18 protein-coding genes and 1 pseudogene are annotated in these 17,588 nt (G+C 64.8%); 10 read left to right on the forward strand and 9 right to left on the reverse strand.

Annotation, left to right across the window (positions count from 1 at the left end):
- From QSV46_RS27975 to QSV46_RS27990, 4 genes and pseudogenes are all read left to right on the forward strand, one after another.
- Window positions 1-101: pseudogene (locus tag QSV46_RS27975) on the forward strand (chemotaxis protein CheW); the annotation flags it as partial.
- A 73-nt stretch (window positions 102-174) separates the two neighbouring features.
- Entirely contained in the window at window positions 175-540 is a 366-nt protein-coding gene (locus QSV46_RS27980) for a PleD family two-component system response regulator (protein ID WP_007600538.1), read from the forward strand.
- A gap of 74 nt (window positions 541-614) precedes the next feature.
- Window positions 615-1,808 (forward strand): chemotaxis response regulator protein-glutamate methylesterase, encoded by a 1,194-nt coding sequence (locus QSV46_RS27985; protein WP_314959170.1) that lies wholly within the window; start codon window positions 615-617, stop codon window positions 1,806-1,808.
- Complete coding sequence (locus tag QSV46_RS27990) at window positions 1,805-2,677, forward strand: protein-glutamate O-methyltransferase CheR (RefSeq protein ID WP_314959173.1); 873 nt, start codon at window positions 1,805-1,807, stop codon at window positions 2,675-2,677. Before QSV46_RS27985 ends, QSV46_RS27990 begins: the two co-directional genes overlap by 4 nt.
- A 58-nt stretch (window positions 2,678-2,735) precedes the next feature.
- Here the strand turns inward: QSV46_RS27990 and QSV46_RS27995 are convergent, their stop codons facing one another.
- From QSV46_RS27995 to ctrA, 4 genes are all read right to left on the reverse strand, one after another.
- Complete coding sequence (locus QSV46_RS27995) at window positions 2,736-3,896, reverse strand: glutathionylspermidine synthase family protein (RefSeq protein WP_314959174.1); 1,161 nt, start codon at window positions 3,894-3,896, stop codon at window positions 2,736-2,738.
- 3 nt (window positions 3,897-3,899) lie between these two features.
- The gene (locus QSV46_RS28000; protein WP_314959175.1) at window positions 3,900-4,292 is read right to left on the reverse strand and encodes a hypothetical protein; all 393 of its coding nucleotides are present in this window, start codon (window positions 4,290-4,292) and stop codon (window positions 3,900-3,902) included.
- A 1-nt stretch (window position 4,293) separates the two neighbouring features.
- Entirely contained in the window at window positions 4,294-4,698 is a 405-nt protein-coding gene (locus QSV46_RS28005; protein ID WP_314959177.1) for a DUF350 domain-containing protein, read from the reverse strand.
- Window positions 4,699-4,860: 162 nt separating this feature from the next.
- Entirely contained in the window at window positions 4,861-5,562 is a 702-nt protein-coding gene (ctrA, locus tag QSV46_RS28010) for a response regulator transcription factor CtrA (RefSeq protein WP_015688285.1), read from the reverse strand.
- A 448-nt stretch (window positions 5,563-6,010) separates the two neighbouring features.
- On the opposite strand from ctrA, the gene fliI reads away from it, so the two are divergent.
- The 6 genes from fliI (at window position 6,011) to QSV46_RS28040 (ending at window position 12,158) form a co-directional block, all read left to right on the forward strand.
- Entirely contained in the window at window positions 6,011-7,336 is a 1,326-nt protein-coding gene (fliI, locus tag QSV46_RS28015) for a flagellar protein export ATPase FliI (RefSeq protein WP_314959180.1), read from the forward strand.
- Between the two features lie 121 nt (window positions 7,337-7,457).
- Window positions 7,458-7,877 carry a flagellar export protein FliJ gene (gene fliJ, locus QSV46_RS28020; protein ID WP_314959181.1) on the forward strand — a complete coding sequence of 140 codons (420 nt, stop codon included), beginning with the start codon at window positions 7,458-7,460 and terminating at the stop codon, window positions 7,875-7,877.
- A gap of 175 nt (window positions 7,878-8,052) precedes the next feature.
- Window positions 8,053-8,598 (forward strand): sigma-70 family RNA polymerase sigma factor, encoded by a 546-nt coding sequence (locus QSV46_RS28025; RefSeq protein ID WP_314959183.1) that lies wholly within the window; start codon window positions 8,053-8,055, stop codon window positions 8,596-8,598.
- A 37-nt stretch (window positions 8,599-8,635) separates the two neighbouring features.
- Window positions 8,636-9,694 (forward strand): anti-sigma factor domain-containing protein, encoded by a 1,059-nt coding sequence (locus QSV46_RS28030; protein ID WP_314959186.1) that lies wholly within the window; start codon window positions 8,636-8,638, stop codon window positions 9,692-9,694.
- Between the two features lie 158 nt (window positions 9,695-9,852).
- On the forward strand, window positions 9,853-10,812 hold the full coding sequence (locus QSV46_RS28035) for an AraC family transcriptional regulator (protein WP_314959188.1): 960 nt from the start codon (window positions 9,853-9,855) through the stop codon (window positions 10,810-10,812).
- Between the two features lie 128 nt (window positions 10,813-10,940).
- A complete protein-coding gene (locus tag QSV46_RS28040; protein WP_314959190.1) occupies window positions 10,941-12,158 on the forward strand; it encodes an NAD(P)/FAD-dependent oxidoreductase in 1,218 nt (405 codons plus the stop codon).
- Between the two features lie 314 nt (window positions 12,159-12,472).
- On the opposite strand, the gene QSV46_RS28045 is transcribed toward QSV46_RS28040, so the two are convergent.
- From QSV46_RS28045 to QSV46_RS28065, 5 genes are all read right to left on the reverse strand, one after another.
- Complete coding sequence (locus QSV46_RS28045) at window positions 12,473-12,676, reverse strand: hypothetical protein (RefSeq protein ID WP_314959192.1); 204 nt, start codon at window positions 12,674-12,676, stop codon at window positions 12,473-12,475.
- Between the two features lie 294 nt (window positions 12,677-12,970).
- Window positions 12,971-15,112, reverse strand: coding sequence for a flagellar biosynthesis protein FlhA (gene flhA, locus QSV46_RS28050; RefSeq protein WP_314959193.1), 2,142 nt, complete (start codon window positions 15,110-15,112; stop codon window positions 12,971-12,973).
- A gap of 338 nt (window positions 15,113-15,450) precedes the next feature.
- The gene (locus QSV46_RS28055; RefSeq protein WP_314959194.1) at window positions 15,451-15,753 is read right to left on the reverse strand and encodes a copper-binding protein; all 303 of its coding nucleotides are present in this window, start codon (window positions 15,751-15,753) and stop codon (window positions 15,451-15,453) included.
- Window positions 15,754-15,764: 11 nt separating this feature from the next.
- The gene (locus QSV46_RS28060) at window positions 15,765-16,220 is read right to left on the reverse strand and encodes a cupredoxin family protein (RefSeq protein WP_314959195.1); all 456 of its coding nucleotides are present in this window, start codon (window positions 16,218-16,220) and stop codon (window positions 15,765-15,767) included.
- Between the two features lie 31 nt (window positions 16,221-16,251).
- Window positions 16,252-17,583: a copper oxidase gene (locus QSV46_RS28065; RefSeq protein ID WP_314959198.1), complete on the reverse strand. Its 1,332-nt coding sequence runs from the start codon at window positions 17,581-17,583 to the stop codon at window positions 16,252-16,254.
- Window positions 17,584-17,588: the final 5 nt, after the last annotated feature.

The raw sequence follows: 17,588 nt of genomic DNA on the forward strand, positions 1-17,588 counted from the left end.
CCAAGCTCGCCGGCGGCGTCCACCGCCTCGACGGACAGCTCATGGTCGTCCTCGACGTCGATCGCGTCCTCGAGCTCGCGCCCGAGATGATGGCGGCCTGATACGCCGGCACACCCGCCGACGTACCTGCAATTGGAAGTGTCCCCACAAAGGGGATGGGAAGCAGAGGTTCACATGCGAACTTGTCTCGTCGTTGATGATTCCAGCGTCATCCGCAAGGTTGCGCGCCGGATCCTGGAGGGCCTCGACTTCCAGATCCTCGAAGCCGAGGACGGTGAGAAGGCGCTGGAAGCCTGCAAGCGCGGCTTGCCCGATGCGGTGCTGCTCGACTGGAACATGCCGGTCATGGACGGTTACGAGTTCCTCGGCCATCTCAGGCGCATGCCCGGCGGCGATCAGCCGAAAGTGGTGTTCTGCACCACCGAGAACGACGTTGCGCACATCGCCCGTGCGCTGCACGCCGGCGCCAACGAATACATCATGAAGCCCTTCGACAAGGACATCGTGACGGCAAAGTTCCAGGAAGTCGGACTTATCTGAGCGACTGCCCGGAGGCTGAACGGCTCCTTCGGCGTTTGTTTTCAACTGACCGTTTCAGTCTGAGTTGGTGAGTAATGAGTGTTGCGTTCGCAGGTAATTCGACCCCGGGCTCGTCGCGCGAAGCCGGACCATTGCGGGTGATGGTCGTCGACGACTCTGTCGTCATCCGCGGTCTGATCTCGCGCTGGATCGGTGCCGAGCACGACATGGAGGTCGCGGCCTCGCTGCGTACCGGGCTCGAAGCGGTCAACCAGATCGAACGCATCAGTCCCGATGTTGCCGTGCTCGACATCGAGATGCCCGAGCTCGACGGCATCTCGGCGCTGCCGCAACTGCTGGCGAAGAAGCGCGATCTCGTCATCATCATGGCTTCGACGCTGACCCGCCGCAACGCGGAGATCAGCTTCAGGGCGCTGTCGCTCGGCGCGGCCGACTACATTCCGAAGCCGGAATCGACGCGCGAAGCGTCGGCCGCGGACATCTTTCATCACGACCTGATCCAGAAGATCCGCCATCTCGGCGCGCGGCTGCGCAGGAAGTCCGCCGTTGCAAGTCCGCCGCTGGCGCCCGCGAGCCCCGCACCGGCTGCGCGCGCGCCAACCGTCGCTCGGCCTGCGGCGCCCGCACCGGCCGTGCATGCGCCGTCGTCAGGGGCGCTGTCCACGCGCCCGTTCTCGACCCAGGCGCCGAAGGTGCTGCTGATCGGCTCCTCGACCGGTGGTCCGCAGGCGCTGATGGCGCTCGTCACCGAACTTGGTCCTGTCATCGACCGCGTCCCGGTGCTGATCACCCAGCACATGCCGCCGACCTTCACCACCATTCTCGCCGAGCATCTGGCGCGCGCGAGCCGCAAGCCGGCGGCCGAAGCGGTCGACGGCGAGCCGGTGAAGCCGGGCCGTATCTATCTCGCGCCAGGCGGCAAGCACATGCGCGTGGTGCGCAGCGGCGCGGACATAGCGATCGCGCTCGACGACGGCCCCGCGGTCAATTTCTGCAAGCCTGCGGTTGATCCGCTCTTCACCTCCGCCATCGACATCTGGCACGGCGGCATCCTCTCCGTGATCCTGACCGGCATGGGCTCGGACGGCATGCGCGGCGGCAAGGACATCGTCGCCGCCGGCGGCAGCGTCATCGCGCAGGACGAAGCCTCCAGCGTTGTGTGGGGCATGCCGGGCGCGGCGGCCAATGCCGGCATCTGCGCGGCGATCCTGCCGCTCAACCAGATCGGCGCCAAGGTCAACCGCCTGTTCGCGGGAGACCGCGCGTGACGCCCGCAGACTACGACTATCTGCGCAAGTTCCTGAAGGAGCGCTCCGGCCTCGATCTCTCCCCCGACAAGCAGTATCTGGTCGAGAGCCGGCTGCTGCCGCTCGCGCGCCGGGCAAGTCTTCCCGGCATTCCCGATCTCGTGCTGAAGATCAGGAACGGCGACGGCCGGCTTGCGAGCGACGTGGTCGAAGCGATGACCACCAACGAGACCTTCTTCTACCGCGACAAGATTCCGTTCGATCACTTGCGCGAAACCATCCTGCCGGGCCTGCTCCAGGCGCGCGCGGCGCGCAAGTCGCTGCGGATCTGGTCGGCGGCGTCCTCGACCGGGCAGGAGCCCTATTCGATCGCGATGTGCATCAAGGAGATGGGCGCGGCCTTTGCCGGCTGGCGTATCGAGATCGTCGCCACCGATCTGTCGCAGGAGGTGCTGGAGAAGTCCAGGGCCGGCCTCTACAGCCAGTTCGAGGTGCAGCGCGGCCTGCCGATCCAGCACCTGATGAAGTACTTCACGCAAGTCGGCGACGTCTGGCAGCTCAATGCCGACATTCGCGCGATGGTGCAGTTCCGCCAGCTCAATCTGCTGCAGGACTTCTCCCATCTCGGCAAATTCGACGTGATCTTCTGCCGCAACGTGCTGATCTATTTCGACCAGGACATCAAGGCGGTGATCTTCGAACGCATGGCGAAGTGTCTGGAGACCGACGGCACGCTGCTGCTTGGCGCCGCCGAATCCGTCGTCGGGATCACCGACGCGTTCCGCCCGATCACGGAGCGGCGTGGTCTCTATCAGCTCAACCCGTCGCGCTCCGGCCGCCCGATGGGAGGTCTGATGCCGCCGTCCTTGAAGGTCGCCGCGGCGAGGTGAACTTTCTTCCGTCATTCCGGGCTCGCGACTTTGTCGCGCCCCGGAATGACAGAGCCTCTCACAAAATCGCGTGCGGCAGAAATCGCGAGCGGTTGCCCGTGATCGGGCTCTCGTCCTCGCGGATCGACAGGCCGCAGGGTTCGTGGTTCACCAGCCAGCTTCCCACCACCGGATAGAAGCCCGAGAAGTTCGGCAGCGGCGACAATGCCTGGCGCACGAACCCTTCGGTGCCGTAGGGGCCTGCTTGCTCGTCGAGCGGTATGCCGCCGGACACCAGCGTGACATTGGCGCCTTCGCGCGACAGCAGCGGCTTGCGCACATAGGAGCTGCCGAGTTCAGCGGCGCGCGCGTCGTCCTCGAAGAAGGCCGGCAGCAGATTGGGATGGTTCGGAAACATCTCCCAGAGCAGCGGCAGGATGCCCTTGTTGGAGAGCACGGCCTTCCACGGCGGCTCGATCCAGCGTGTCGCTGCGCCCCTGAGCTTTGCGCCGAAGGCGTCGTGGAACATCCATTCCCAGGGATAGAGCTTGAAGGCGAGTGCGATATCGCAATCGTCGAGATCGACGAAGCCGCCGGCCTCATCGCGCCAGCCGATCTCTTCGATGTCGAGCAGCCTGGTCGAGAGCCCGGCCTGGCGCGCGGTGTCTTCGAGATAGGCGAGCGTGCCGGCGTCCTCCTCATTGCCGGTGGTGCCGGTGAGATGGAGATGGCCGCCAGCTCCAATCTCCTTCCACGTTGCGATCAGCCGCTCGTGGATGGAATTGAATTGATCGGCGCGAGCGGGGATGATCCGCCGCTCGATCGCCTGTTCGAGCCAGGTCCATTGAAACACCGAGGCCTCGAAGATCGAGGTCGGCGTATCCGCGTTGTATTCGAGCAGCTTTGCCGGGCCCTTGCCGTCGAATTTCAGATCGAGCCGGCCATAGAGGCTGCGGTCGTCTCGTGTCCAGCTCTCGGCGATCAAGCTCCAGAACGCTTCGGGTATCTTCAAGCGGCGCAGATGGCGCTCGTCGCCGATGATGCGGCCGGCAAGCTCCAGGCACATCGCGTCGATTTCGCCGGTCGGCGCCTCGACGCCGCGCTCGATCTCCTCGAGCGTGAAGCCGTAATAGGCGCTCTCGTCCCAATAGCGCTCGCCGTCGATGGTGTGGAAGGCGAAACCGCATTGCGCGGCGGTCTGCTGCCAGTCGTCGCGTTCGGGACAGGTGATGCGTTGCATGGATCAGCCGCCGCTCGAAAAGCCGTGGCCGAACGAGCCGAAGCCACCGCGGCTCACGGTGCCGGAGCCTCCATCGGATGACGTTCCGGACGAGGAATGACTCGAGGAGTCGCCGCTGAAGAAGCTCGATCGCGACGACCAGCGCGAGCTGCCGCCGCTCGAGGAGCCGGTTCTGCTGCTGCAAGCGGTGTTCGCCTGCACCGTCGAATCCGTTCCGGCCGGCGGCGGCTCGCAAGTCTGCCGCGGCATCAACGTGTAGGCGGTGGTGCCGACCGCCAGCGTGCCCATCACCAGCAGCGCGACATGACCGGAGCGCTTCACCGGCGGTCGCCGAGGCGGCGGCTCGGCCGGCGGCCTGCGCTTGCCGAACTGCTTGCTGGAGGGTTTGTGGGCCATGTCAGTAGATCATGGAGGCGGCGTTGAGCAGGCCGGCGGCGAGCGAAGACAGCCCCAGCCAGATCGCGGGGGCAAGCTCGCCGGCCGCGATCCGCGCCGACAGATTCGGCACCGGTACTCTCACGAGAAAAAGCACGATGATCTGCACGATCAGCGCGATGATCGCCCAGATCATGCAGTCCAGCACATTGGCCGAATGCGCAATGGCGCTGACCAGCGGCGCGACGAAGCCGAGCAGGCTGAGGCCGAGCGCGATCGCGGCGGCCGGCTCGTTGTCGCGGATGAGCTGGAATTCGTTATGCGGGGTGATGCGGGTATAGACGAACAGATACGCCACGATCGCGAGCAGCCCGGTGCAGAAATAGACCAGGAAGGCGGGCAGGCCGGCCAGTGATTGCAGGATCATCGTTCCCCCATCGTGCAGCGACCATTCGTCGGCGGGAGGAGGATAGCGGTTCAAACATTAAGCTTCGGATGAAGCGACCCACAAAACAAAACCCCGCCATTTGCGGCGGGGTCCAGGCTGGGAGGAGCGTGCCGAGGGGGCTCGCGACGTAAACCCGTAAGATCAGGCCGGAATGCGCTCTTCCTGCTCGTGCGGCTCGCGCAGCACGTAGCCGCGGCCCCACACGGTCTCGATGAAGTTGCGGCCTTCGGAAGCGTTGGCGAGCTTCTTGCGGAGCTTGCAGATGAAGACGTCGATGATCTTCAGCTCCGGCTCGTCCATGCCGCCATAGAGGTGGTTGAGGAACATTTCCTTGGTGAGGGTCGTGCCCTTGCGGAGCGAGAGCAGCTCCAGCATCTGGTATTCCTTGCCGGTCAGATGCACGCGCTGGCCGCCGACTTCCACCGTCTTGGTGTCGAGATTGACGACGAGGTCGCCGGTCTGGATGACCGACTGGGCATGGCCCTTGGAGCGGCGCACGATCGCGTGGATGCGGGCCACCAGCTCGTCCTTGTGGAAGGGCTTGGTCATGTAGTCGTCGGCGCCGACGCCGAGACCCTTGACCTTGTCCTCGATGCCGGCGAGGCCGGAGAGGATCAGGATCGGTGTCTTGATCTTGGAGACCCGAAGCTGCTTGAGCACGTCGTAGCCGGACATGTCGGGCAGGTTGAGGTCGAGAAGGATAATGTCGTAATCGTATAATTTACCGAGATCGACGCCTTCTTCCCCCAAATCGGTCGTGTAGACGTTGAAGCTCTCAGACTTCAGCATCAGCTCGATCGACTGCGCGACGGCGCTGTCATCTTCAATCAGCAAAACGCGCATGCCAGTTCCCCATAGTCGCCGCTCCTGGGCGTCAGGTCGGCCGCATTCGCGGCACTCAACAAAACGCCTTTGAACAACTGATTCGGATCCTGACGACAGATGGTTAACAAATCCTGATTCCGGAACGCAAGTCCCCTTGGTGCAATTTTTCTCGAATCGCCCTAAGGTCTTGCGCAGGAAGCAGCTTTTGTTAGTTCGCTCCGTTCAAGTTCCACTTTAAGAGACGGGCCTAACCGACTCCCGCGACTCAGCCTTCTTCTGAAGGGGAGCCACGCTCAGTCACAAAGACAGTGACGCAATGATTAACGATGCGGGTAAACACGAAGTTAAGCGCCGTTCAGAAATATGGCGAAACTTAAGAGTTTTACCGTGAAGTCCCGGGGATCACGAAGACGACCACCTTGTGAAGGCCCCCTTATGAAGGTGCGCCCGCTATGAAGGCCCTCCCATGAAGGCTCTTGCCGAACAGATCGGCGATATCGACGGCGTCAACATTTATGGCCGTGTGGTCGGTGTGCGCGGCCTGATGGTCGAGGTGGCCGGCCCCATTCACGCGATGTCGGTCGGTGCGCGGCTCGTGATCGAGACCGGCGCGAGCCGTTCCATTCCCTGCGAGGTGATCGGCTTCTCCGGCAACAACGCCGTCGTGATGCCGTTCGCCGGACTCGACGGCGTGCGCCGCGGCTGCAAGGCGGTGATCGCCAATGCCGCCAATCAGGTGCGTCCGTCATCGGCCTGGCTCGGCCGCGTCGTCAACGCGCTGGGCGAGCCGATCGACGGCAAGGGACCGTTGCCGCAAGGGTCCTCGCCAATGCCGTACCGCAATTCGCCGCCGCCGGCGCATTCGCGCAAGCGCGTCGGGGCGCCGCTCGATCTCGGCGTGCGCGCGATGAACACGTTCCTCACCTGCTGCCGCGGCCAGCGCATGGGCATCTTCGCAGGGTCCGGCGTCGGCAAATCGGTGCTGCTCTCGATGCTCGCGCGCAACGTCGATGCCGCCGTCAGCGTCATCGGGCTGATCGGCGAACGCGGCCGCGAGGTGCAGGAATTCTTGCAGGACGACCTCGGCGAGGAGGGCCTGGCGCGCTCCGTCGTCGTGGTCGCGACCTCCGACGAGCCGGCGCTGATGCGCCGCCAGGCGGCCTATCTGACCCTCGCGGTCGCCGAATATTTTCGCGACGAGGACAAGGACGTGCTCTGCCTGATGGACTCGGTGACGCGCTTTGCCATGGCCCAGCGCGAGATCGGCCTGTCCGCCGGCGAGCCGCCGACCGCCAAGGGCTACACGCCGACCGTGTTCACCGAGCTGCCGAAGCTTCTGGAGCGCGCCGGACCGGGCCTCGGGGAGGGCGCGATCACCGCGATCTTCACGGTGCTGGTCGACGGCGACGATCACAACGAGCCGATCGCGGACGCCGTCCGCGGCATCCTCGACGGCCATATCGTGATGCAGCGCTCGATCGCCGAGCGCGGCCGCTATCCCGCCATCAACATCCTCAAATCCGTCTCCCGTACCATGCCGAAATCGGCCGATCCGCAATTCTGGCCGACCATCCAGCGGGCCCGCCAGGTGATGGCGACCTATGCCGACATGGAGGAATTGATCCGGCTCGGGGCCTACCGGACCGGCTCCAGCCCCGAGGTCGACGAGGCGATCCGGCTGCACGAACCGCTGGAAGCCTTCCTGCGGCAGCGCAAGGACGAAAATGCATCGCTGGCGGACGGCTACCGGCAGTTGGCGCAAATCCTCGGTAATTTGGAAACGGAACGCTAACTTTGTCCCGTCATCATCCGATCCCACAGAGTAGCAGAACCGGTCTGGGCCCCAATCGGGCCTGTGGGGCGACCGGTGTCGTCCCACGTGCAGCCAAGGGACTTCTGGGGAGTACGAGTCGATGAAGTCACGTGATACCCTCATCCGCCTGAAGAAGTTTCAGGTCGACGAGAAGCGCCGCCGGGTCTCCCAAATCGAGACCATGATCGCCGACTTCCAGCGGATGTCGACCGATCTTGAACGCGAGATCTCGACCGAGCAGGAGCGTGCCGGGATCAACGATCCCTCGCATTTCGCCTATCCGACCTATGCCAAGGCCGCGATTCAGCGCCGCGAGAACCTGACCCGCTCGGCGGACGAGTTGAAGGGCCAGCTCGACGAAGCCAAGGCCGCGCTGGCCGAGGCGTTCGAGGAGCTGAAGAAGGTCGAGCTGCTCGACGAGCGCGACCAGGCCCGCGAACGCGCCGAGGAAAACGCCCGCGAGCAGGCCGACCTCGACAGCATCGGCCTGATGCGCGCCCGCATCGGCGCCGTCGCCTGAGCCGCTAGCAGCGAAATCGACAAGAATTCGAGAGCCCGGACCCGCAAGGTCCGGGTTTTCGCATTTGCTATCCACAGCGTGGCGCCCCGCCCCTTGGTGATGGGCTTTGCCACGCGCTATGGTAGCGGAGTGCCGGGGTCTGCGCGGACGCGACGGGCCGTGTGTGGGGGGCGGAATGCGGACGCCAGCAGAGCTGGTCGAGCTGATCGAAGCGGTCGGCAAGGGCGATCAGGCGGCGTTCGAGCGCCTCTACGTCGCCACGCGCGCGAAACTTTATGGCGTCGTCCTTCGTATCTTGCGCCGGCAGGATCTCGCGGAGGAGGTCATTCAGGAGACCTACGTCAAGATCTGGAACAGCGCCGGCCAGTTCAATCCGGCCTTGTCGTCGCCGATCACATGGATGGCGTCGATCGCGCGCAACCGCGCCATCGACATCGTGCGCAAGAAGACGGAAGTCTCCATCGAAGAAGAGCCGCAGGCGATGGAGGTCGCTGCCGAAAGCCCCGATCCGCTGGCGCGGAGGGAGATGACCGAGGAATTGAAGCGGCTCCTGGAATGTATCGGCCGGCTCGAGCCCGACCGTCAGAGGCTCGTGCTTCTCGCCTATTACAACGGCTGGAGCCGCGAGCAACTGGCCGAGAAATTTGCCGCGCCCGTCAACACGGTGAAGACGTGGCTGCGGCGCAGCATGTTGGATATCCGCGAGTGCCTCGGACTATGAGGGCTCGTACCATGAGGGTTGTTCTGGACTGCATGTGATGGCCTACACGGAGGACCATATCGCGCTCGCCGCGGAATACGCGCTCGGCACCCTCGACGCCGACGAGCGCGCGCAGGTCGAGACCATGATGTCGGTGGACAAGGCGTTCGCCGATGTCGTGCAGGCCTGGGCCTACCGGCTCGGCGTCCTCAACCAGATGGTCGGCACCATCGAGCCGCGTCCGATCGTGTGGGAGAACATCAGGTCCGAGCTGGCGCGGACGGATTTTGCGCAGGAGCCGTCTGCGCTGCCGGAAGGCTCGTCGCCGCCGCCAACGCCGGAGCTTTCCTCGCCCGACATTTCGCCGCCGGAATTGGCCTCGGAGGATACCAAGCAACCGGCGCCGCAGCCTGCGCAAGCAGAGCAGCCCGGCACCGTGCGGCCCGAATCCGATGTGCTTCCAGACATCGCGCCGGTATTCATGCCGCAGGTCCATGCGCCCGATCCTGAAGTCGTGCGCGCGCCACCGTCGCCGGTCGCGGACAATACCAATGTGATCCGGCTCGAGAGCCGCGTGAAGCGCTGGCGCACCGTCGCATCCGCCGCCGGCGCGCTCGCGGCCGCACTGCTGGTGACGCTGTCGCTTCAGATCTTCCAGCCCGACGCGCTGCCGGGCGGCTTGCGTCCGGCGCCGCGCATCCAGACGGTCGAGGTGAAGACACCGGCGCCGCTTGCGGCGTCCGCGCAATACGTCGCGCTGTTGCAGGGCCAGGCCGGCGGCCCCGCCTTCATTCTCACGGTCGACGGCACGACCAGGAATTTTACCGTGCGCAAGGTCGGCGCGACGCCGGAGCCCGGCAAGAGCTTCGAGCTCTGGCTGATCTCGGACAAGCTGCCGCGTCCGCGCTCGCTCGGCGTGATCGGCTCTGGCGATTTCACCGCGCGTCCGCTGCTCGGCTCTTACGATGCCGACGTCGTCAATGGCGCGACCTACGCCGTCACCGTCGAACAGGCCGGCGGCTCGCCGAACGGCCAGCCGACCTCGGCGCCGGTGTTTTCCGGCAAGCTGATCGAGACTGTGCCGTCCTCCCAGCCGCAGGCGCCCGCGAAGAAGTAGACGCGTGACTGTCGTCATGGTCCGTCCCGTCGTCGCAATCCGACAAGTCTCGCCGAATCCAGCCTCAATTTGAACCTCCCTGCAATTCACGGCGTCAAATGCCCGGAATTTGCAGTCGGTGCCGCCAATCATGGTGCCGGAGAGGGGCTAGAAGTCAGATGGATCCAGCAAAAACGCCGGGCATCTTCGTCCACCAATATGCGGGTCTGCCGCATGGTCCGGCCTTCGAACATTGGCGCGAGCGGGCCTTTGGTTCCTGCGGCCTTGATATCGGGCCGAGCCATGGCGACAGCATCGATTGCCGGCTCCAGGTCAGCGTGGTCGACAATATCGCGCTCGCGATTCCCGAAGGCGCCTCCGCGCAATACTCGCGCACGCAAAGCCTCCTTGCCGACGGCAGCGACGATCTGGTGCTGATATCGGCCCATGCGGGCCTCGTCCGCGTCGGCCAGAACGGCCATAGCGTCGAGCTTGCGCCGGCGCAGATGGTGCTGGTCGACATGGCCATCACCGGCACCGTCGGCCACAGCGACGACGACCGCTTCACTACCATCCGCATGCCGCGCCGCGCGCTGCTCGACATCAATCCGCGCGCCGAGGACAAGCTGTCCCAAGTGCTCGCTGATGGCGCAGTCGCCGAGACGATCTTCCGCTACCACGCGCTCGCCGCCAACCAGGCGGCGCATCTCGATGCCGTGGGCCAGCGCCTGACCGCGCAGCACATGGTCGATCTCGTCGGCCTCCTGCTCGGCACCGATGCGGAGCATGCGAGCCTCGCGCGCGGCCGCGGACATGCCGCAGCCCGCCTCGATCTGATGCGTGCCGACGTGATGGCGGCGCTCGGCCGCAATGATCTCTGCCTGTCCGAGATCGCGACGCGGTCCGGCTTGAGCCCGCGCCAGGCGCAGCGTCTGTTCGAGCAGGCCGGCACGACCTTCACTGAATTCGTGCTCGAGCAGCGACTGCTGCTGGCGAGAAAGCTGCTCGTCGATCCCCGTGCGAGAGCACGCAAGATCAGCGACATCGCGCATTCCTCGGGCTTCTCCGATTTGTCCTACTTCAACCGCACTTTCCGCAAGCGCTTTGGCGCGACGCCTTCTGAGCTGCGCGAGGCGTAAGCTGCGTTCTTGTGCAGCGGGGGCGCCGCCGCGGTTGGTCGATCCGGGGGAATGAGCTAAGCTGTTCGCGCGCGGCAGATCGCCGGATTGCTCGGAACAACGAAGTCAACAGACATGGTGCGTAGGACATGGCGCGTATCGTCGTTCTCGGCGCCGGGTTTGCAGGTCTGTGGGCTGCCATCGGCGCCGCCCGCAAGCGCGACGAGATCGCCGCTGGCAGCGACATCGAGATCCACGTCGTCGACCGCAATCCCTATCACAACATCCGCGTGCGCAATTACGAGGTCGATCTCAGCGAGGTCGCGCTTCCGCTTGCACGGCTGCTCGATCCGATCGGGGTCAGTCACGGCCTCGGCGAGGTCGAAGCCATCGATCCGGGACGGCGCGAGATTTCGCTGGTCACGAGCCGCGGCGATGAGACGCTGAGCTACGACCGCTTGGTGCTCGCGCTCGGCAGCGAAGTGATGCGTCCGGCCATCTCCGGCCTCGCCGAGCATGCTTTCGACGTCGACAGCTATGCCGCCGCGCTCCGCCTCGAAAGTCACCTCGCCTCGCTCGGACGCAGTGCACCCTCGCCGGGGCGCGCGACGGTCGTGGTGGTCGGCGCCGGCTTTACCGGCATCGAGGTTGCGGCCGAGATGCCAGACAGGTTGACGCGCGCCGGCATCATCGGCAGCCGCCGCATCATCCTGGTCGATTCCAATCCTGCGGTGGGGGCGACCATCGGTGCGTATGCGCGTCCCGTCATCGAGGCGGCATTGTCATCGCTGGACGTCGAGACGCGGCTTGGCGTGCGCGTCGTATCCATCGAGGCTGCCGGCCTGCGCCTGAGCTCGGACGAGTTCATCCCCACACAGACGGTGATCTGGTGTGCCGGCATGCGCGCGAGCCGGCTGGCCGCGAGCTTTCCAGGCGGGCGCGACCGCCTTGGGCGGCTGCTGGTCGATCCCCTCATGCGGGTTGCGGATGTGGCTGGCGTATTCGCGGCGGGCGACGTCGCCTCCAGCGTGGTCGACGGACTGCATCCGACCGTGATGTCCTGCCAGTTCGCCCGTCCCATGGGCCGCTTCGCCGGCCACAACGTTGTTGCCGATCTCGCAGGCCTGCCGATGCTGCCGCTGCGGATCGACTGGTACGTGACGGTGCTCGATCTCGGCGGCTGGGGCGCGCTTTACACGGAAGGTTGGGACCGAGAAGTCCGCGCCACCGGCGCGGCCGCGAAGGCGACCAAAGAGACCATCAACCGCAGGCGCATCTATCCGCCGCTCACCGGCAGCAAGGGCGAGCTGTTCGCCGCGGCAGCCCCGACCGTGCAGGCACCGCCGCCGACCTATGGGGCGCGGTAGTGCCTCATGTTAGGTGTCATCGTCCGCGAAGGCGTACGATCCAGTATTCCAGAGACGGCAGTGGGATACAGAGAAGCTGCGGCGTACTGGATCCCCGATTTCGCGGGGAATGACGGTTGTGTTTGGAGCGGCGTCGCTGGCTACATCCGCGCCGAATTCATCCGCAGCGTAAAACACACCCCAAACATGAGAAAGCGCCCGTGGGGGGCGGGCGCTTTCTGTAGTCGACTTGGGGTTGGGGTCGTCTACATATCCACGTGGCGACTTTGGGGGGCTGGTAAAGAGCCGCGTGAATTCCTGAAACTCATGTCTCCTTAGCGAACGAGGGACGCGTTTGCGCTGGTGATAACAACCGGCTTGCCGGCCTTGATGACGCGAGCGGTCTGGGTCAGGCCTTCGTCTGAAGCAGTCGTGCGTGCCGTGATGCCGAAGCCTGCCACCGCGATCCCTGCGACGAGGGCCACGACCACGATCTTGAGGTGGGTCGAGCGATCTGCGCTGTAAATCGAGTGGTTCATGGAAGGCTCCTGCCGCCATCTACCCGAAGTAGTCGCTACCCTGTTCGGGCAGGTTCATGCTTCCGGTGCCCATCAACCTAGTATTGGGGGGATTCGTTCCCAAGAGGCGATCACAACAGCGTGACGCGACGTGAGAAGTCGCGATCGAGAGGGGTGCCTGATCGTGCAATTATGTAATTATTTCAAATAGGTAATGTGCTTCTAAGGCGCCTCGACGCCATTTGGTCGACAAGGCGCCAGGAACTCAGAAAACATTTGCCTGTGGCCGAAAAACACACGGCTTCTTAAGGCAAATCAGACGCTTCCGACCGTTTTCAATCTCGCCCTGGGGTGGATCTCAGCCTGCGACAGCACGGTCGTCTGGGCGCGGAACCGCTCGACCAGGGAACGCACGAAAGGACGAATTGCCGCAGAGGTGACGAGCACCGGAGCCTCGCCCTCGCGTGCCGCGCGTTCGAACGCCTCGCGCACGCCGGTCATGAACTCCGACAGCTTCGAGGGCTGCATCGCGAGGCTGCGCTCCTCGCCCTGGCCGATGATGGATTCGGCAAAGGCCTGCTCCCAGCGCGCCGACAGCGCGATCAGCGGCAGATAGCCGTTGTAGGAGGTGTTCTGCGCGCAGATCTGCCGCGCCAGCCGGGCACGGACATGCTCGACCATGGTGGCGGGATTGCGCGAGAAGGCGAGCGAGTCCGCGATGCCTTCGAGGATGGTCGAGAGGTCGCGGATCGAGATGCGTTCGGCGAGCAGCAGTTGCAGCACGCGCTGTATGCCGGAGACGGTGACCTGCCCCGGGACGATGTCCTTGACCAGCTCGCCCTGCTCCTTCGGCAGCTCCTTGAGCAGCTTCTGGACCTCGCCATAGGAGAGCAGATCCGACATGTTGGCCTTGAGCAGCTCGGTGAGATGGGTCGAGAGCACGGTCGCGGCATCGACGACGGTGTAGCCCTTGAGCGAGGCTTCTTCCTTGAAGCTGGCATCGACCCAGGTCGCTGGCAGGCCGAAGGTCGGCTCGGTGGTGTGGATGCCGGGTACCTGCACCTGGCTGCCGCCGGGGTCCATGACCATGAACTGGTTCGGCCAGATCTTGCCGGTGCCGGCGTCGACCTCCTTGATCTTGATGATGTAGGTGTTGGCTTCGAGCTGGACGTTGTCGAGGATGCGCACGGCAGGCATCACGAAGCCCATCTCGATCGCCAGCGAGCGGCGCAGCGCCTTGATCTGCTCGGTGAGGCGGTCGGTGCCGTCGGGCCCGTTGACCAGCGGCAGCAGCGCATAGCCGAGTTCGATCTTGAGGTCGTCGATCTTGAGCGCGGCGGAGATCGGCTCCTCGGCCGCAGCGGAGCCCGGTGCTCCCGGCGTTCCCGGCGCAGGTGCGGTCTTTGCAACTTCGGCGGCGCGGGCCGTCGCGCGGTTGCGGTTGCGCGCGTGCCAGGCGAGCGCGCCGGCGCCGGCGCCGAGCGCGAGGAAGGGAAGGGTCGGAATGCCGGGCAGGGCGGCGAGCACCAGCATGACCGCCGAGGACATCGCCAGCGCCTGCGGATAGCCGGAGAACTGCTTCATCAGCGCCTTGTCGGCGGCGCCGGAGACGCCGGCCTTCGAGACGAGCAGGCCCGCCGCGGTCGAGACGATCAGCGCCGGCACCTGGGTGACGAGGCCGTCACCGACCGTCAGCAGCGTGTAGCTGCGCCCGGCGTCGGCGAAGGAGAGGCCCTGCTGCGCCACGCCGATGATCATGCCGCCGACGATGTTGATGAAGACGATCAGGAGGCCGGCGATGGCGTCGCCGCGGACGAATTTGGAGGCACCGTCCATGGCGCCGAAGAAGCCGCTCTCGTCCTCCAGGTCCTTGCGGCGCTGCTTGGCGACCTGCTCGTCGATCAGGCCGGCGGAGAGGTCGGCGTCGATCGCCATCTGCTTGCCGGGCATGGCATCGAGGTGAAAGCGGGCGGCGACTTCAGCGATACGGCCCGAGCCCTTGGTGATGACGACGAAATTGACGATGATCAGGATCGCGAAGACGATGATGCCGATGACGAAATTGCCGCCCATCACGAAGCTGCCGAAGGCCTCGATGACGTGACCGGCGGCCGCCGTGCCCTCATGCCCGTGCGACAGGATCAGGCGGGTCGAGGCCATGTTGAGCGACAAGCGCAGCATGGTCGAGATCAGCAGGACGGTCGGGAAGGCGGAGAATTCCAGCGGCGCCTGGATGAACAGCGACGTCATCAGGATCAGGATTGAGAGCGTGATCGAGATCGCCAGGAACAGGTCCAGCACGATCGCGGGCAGGGGCAGGATCAGCACCACCAGGATGGTGAGAACGCCGAGCGCCAGCGCGATGTCGCCGCGCCTGAGGATGTTGCCGATCTCGGCAAGGGTGGGGAAGCCGGCGTTCGTGCTGCCTACGCCCTGTCCCGCGGTGACATCGACCATGGTAGCTGCCCCTCCGCGCGACTGCCGCCCGCGCGCCCCAAATGTCTGCGCGGCGGCCGAAGGGCCGCCGTTCCGAAAGTGAGGCACCGCACTGGCGTCCACGGGGGACCTCCCGTTCTACGCGGCTGACGACACTCGACTCTTCACCCGGCAATTCTTGCCGGGTGTATGGTTAGCAAACGGTTAACGGAGGGTGCGGCAGGAGGTCAGACCGGGGTGTTTCGGGGGCCACAGGTGTCGTTCCGGGGCGGCTCGTAGAGCCGAACCCGGAACCTCGAGATTCCGGGTCTGGTCCTGCGGACCATCCCGGAATGACGGCCGGGCTGCCAAGCGCCGCCCTACTTCGCCTTCTCCATCCTGGTCACCGTATACCCCGAGGCCGCCTCCTCGGCTTCGAAGGTCACCTTGTCGCCGACCTTCACCTGCTTGAGCAAAGCAGGATCCTTGACGCGGTAGACCATGGTCATGGGATCCTCCATGCCGAGGCTCTTGGCGGGGCCGTGCTTGAGCGTGATCTTTCCCGCGCTCTCGTCGATCTTCTTCACCTCGCCATTGATCGCGGCGCTCTGGGCCGCGAAGGCTCCGGCGGCAAGACCGACGGTCAGCGCCAGGAGGGATGCGATGCGGATGATGCGGTTCATGGCGGTCTCCTTCATTTCACGGTAACGCGGCCGACCATGCCGTACTCACGGTGGTCGGGGATCAGGCAGGAAAATTCGAACGTGCCGGCCTTGCTGAACTTCCAGAGGACCTCGGTCGTCTTGTTCGGCGCGAGTCGCACCCCGTTCGGCTCGTCGTGCTCCATGTGCGGATGCTTCTTCATCACTTCGGCGTGCGCGAGATTCTCCTTCGTGGTGGCGAGCAGGAATTCATGGTCCTCCTTGCCGACATTGCGCAGGACGAAGCGGATCTGCTCGCCGCGCTTGACCTCGATCTTTGACGGCTCGTAGCTCATCTCGCTCATCGCAATCTCGATGACGCGCGCAGGCTTTTTGGGATCGCCCGGTTCGCCGGCCGAGAAGGACTCGTGGCCGTGCTTTTCATGCGCGTGGGTGGGCGCAATCGAGAGCGCAGCCAGCGCCAGGACCAGTCTGATCGTCTTCTTCATTGTCGTCTCCAGTTGGTGGTTCATCGAAACTTCACATCTTCATCTTGTGCGTCGGCGTCTCCGGCTGCCGTGCAGGTTCTGCCGCCGGTGAGGCGACCTCGTAGGCGACCGTGCCTTGCGGGAACTGGTAAGGCCCGGGATCGCGGTAATCGTCGCGCGCCATTCCCTCGCGGATCTTCATCACCGTGAACATGCCGCCCATCTCGATCGGGCCGAACTGCCCGGTGCCGGTCATCATCGGCAGCGTGTTGTCGGGCGCGGGCATTTCCATGTTACCCATCGCCATTCCGGTCGAGCCCATTGCCATGCCGTCAGGCGCAAGCTTGCCGACGGCCTTTGCGAGGTCCTTGCGCGATACGCCGATCAGGTTGCGCATGTCGTGGCCCATCGAGTTCATGGTGTGATGCGACTTGTGGCAGTGGAATGCCCAGTCGCCGGGATTGTCGGCGAGGACGTCGAACACGCGCACCGCACCGACCGGCACGTCGGTGGTCGTCTCCGGATATTGCGCGCTCTCCGGAATCCAGCCGCCGTCGGTGCAGGTCACCGCAAAACTATGGCCGTGCAAATGGATCGGATGGTTGGTCATGCTGAGATTGCCGATGCACACGCGCACCTTGTCGCCGAGCCTGACCGGCAGCGGATCGATGCCGGGAAACACCCGCGAATTCCAGGTCCACATGTTGAAGTCGGTCATCTCGTTGACTTTCGGCAGGTAGGTGCCGGGCTCGACGAGGTAAGTGCTCATGACGAAGACAAAATCGCGGTCGACCGGACGGAAATTCGGGTCGCGCGGATGCACGACGAACATGCCCATCATGCCCATCGCCATCTGCACCATCTCGTCGGAATGCGGGTGGTACATGAACGTTCCGCTCTTCTTCATCTCGAACTCGTAGACGAAGGTCTTGCCGGGCTCGATGTGCGGCTGGTTCAGCCCGCCGACGCCGTCCATGCCGCTCGGCACAATCATGCCGTGCCAGTGCACGGTGGTGTATTCGGGCAGGCGGTTGGTGACGAAGATGCGGACCTTGTCGCCTTCGACGGCCTCGATGGTCGGGCCCGGCGACTGGCCATTGTAGCCCCACAGATTCACCTTCATGCCTTCGGCGAACTCCCGCACCACAGGCTCGGCGACGAGGTGGAATTCCTTCCAGTCGCCGTTCATGCGGAACGGCAAGGTCCAGCCGTTCAGCGTGACGACGGGCCGGTAGTCGGGGCCGCTGATCGGATGCAGCGGCGGCTGCATCACGGCCTTGTCCATGTGCGGGGCTTCCGGGATCGATGCGGCCTGGACGCGGCCGCTGACGACAGACGCGCTGGCAAGCGCGGCGGTGCCCAAAAATCCTCGGCGGGAAAACATGTTGG

The organism is Bradyrhizobium cosmicum, from assembly GCF_032290525.1.
Classification (GTDB): Bacteria; Pseudomonadota; Alphaproteobacteria; order Rhizobiales; family Xanthobacteraceae; genus Bradyrhizobium; species Bradyrhizobium cosmicum_A.